General features: G+C 53.9%; 1 protein-coding gene and 3 tRNA genes. 3 read left to right on the top strand and 1 reads right to left on the bottom strand.

What is annotated here, in order from left to right; translation table 11 throughout:
- A partial coding sequence (locus tag EGI20_RS16720) for an RNB domain-containing ribonuclease (RefSeq protein WP_498632834.1) occupies nt 1–1,057 on the bottom strand: 1,057 nt, incomplete at its 3' end.
- 74 nt (nt 1,058–1,131) lie between these two features.
- Between EGI20_RS16720 and EGI20_RS16715 the strand changes: the two genes are divergently transcribed.
- From EGI20_RS16715 to EGI20_RS16705, 3 genes are all read left to right on the top strand, one after another.
- Nucleotides 1,132–1,218: transfer RNA gene (locus EGI20_RS16715), tRNA-Leu, on the top strand.
- A 46-nt stretch (nt 1,219–1,264) separates the two neighbouring features.
- Nucleotides 1,265–1,351, top strand: a tRNA-Leu gene (locus EGI20_RS16710).
- 48 nt (nt 1,352–1,399) lie between these two features.
- Nucleotides 1,400–1,486 (top strand) — tRNA-Leu (locus EGI20_RS16705).
- Nucleotides 1,487–1,521: the final 35 nt, after the last annotated feature.

Raw genomic sequence — 1,521 nt, 5'->3', positions numbered from 1 at the left:
CATTGGACAAGGCTTCGGGCAGCATCGGTATCACACGGCGCGGGAAATACACCGAGGTGCCTCGCTCGAGCGCATCGATATCCAGCGCATCATCCGGCTGAACATAATGACTGACATCTGCAATCGCAACGACCAACCGGTATCCTTTACCCCGCTTTTCGGCAAACACCGCATCGTCGAAGTCGCGCGAACTTTCGCCATCAATCGTCACCAAGGGCAGGTCGCGAATATCTTCGCGCCCCTTGAGCTGATCTTTTTTACGCACCTTTTTCGGTGTCGCCTTGGCTTGCGCCTGAGCCACTTCACTAAATACATGAGGCAAATCGTGCTTGCGCAGCGCGATTTCTATCTCCATGCCAGGATCGGCATAATTACCCAGCACATCCTTCACCCGGGCAATCGGTGCACGGTAGCCTTGCGGGTACTCGGTAATTTCCAGCACCACCACCTGGCCATGCACGGCCGCGCCCTCGCCACCAGGTTCTATCAGAATATCCAGACGGATGCGTTTGTCTTCGGCGCGAGCCGTCCAAACGCCACGCTCCAGATAGACGCGGGCGACCAGCGTTTTCACCGCACGCTCCAGCACTTCGACGATACGCCCTTCACTGCGGCCACGGCGATCCGGCGCACCGGGCTGCACCATGACGATATCGCCATGCATGGCCTTGTGCATTTCACGCTCGCTCAGAAAGAGATCGCCCTTCTCCCCTTCCAACGGCATGGCAAACCCATAGCCATCACGATGACCGGATACCTTGCACTTAAGCAGATCCAGTTTTTGCGCGACACAGACGGCACCGGTACGGTTAATAACGACTTCTCCGCTACGCTCCATGGCAAACAGGCGGCGTTCGAAAAAAGGTTTTTCTTCTTCAGTAATATTCAGCAAACCGATTAGCTCGGCTGGAAACATGGGAACGCCCTGCCCGGCGAGAATTTGCAGAATAAATTCACGGCTAGGTAAAGGCTTGTCGTATTTGACTTTTTCACGTTCCAGATGCGGGTCTTGCAAGCGCAACGGGATGCTTTTTTGTTTTTTTTGCGTGGCAGGCATTGACTTCCTCGGCTAGGTCAATATAATTCGCACTTCGTTACAGCAATGTAGCGCAGATCATACAGTAAAGCGATGCCCAGGTGGCGGAATTGGTAGACGCACTAGGTTCAGGTCCTAGCGCCCGCAAGGGTGTGGACGTTCGAGTCTTCTCTTGGGCACCAACAGTAAACAGCAGTTTTATATTGCTGGCAGTAAACAATTTGGCAGGCCCAGGTGGCGGAATTGGTAGACGCACTAGGTTCAGGTCCTAGCGCCCGCAAGGGTGTGGAAGTTCGAGTCTTCTCTTGGGCACCATCGCAGTAAACAGCGGTTTATATTGCTGGCAGTAAAAAAATTTGGCAGGCCCAGGTGGCGGAATTGGTAGACGCACTAGGTTCAGGTCCTAGCGCCCGCAAGGGTGTGGAAGTTCGAGTCTTCTCTTGGGCACCATAGCAGTAAACAGCAGTTTTATATTGCTGGCAGTA

The sequence above is a fragment of the Aquitalea sp. S1-19 genome, from assembly GCF_024343515.1.
Note: the sequence above shows the minus strand (reverse complement) of the source record. Positions and strands in the feature narration are given on the sequence as shown.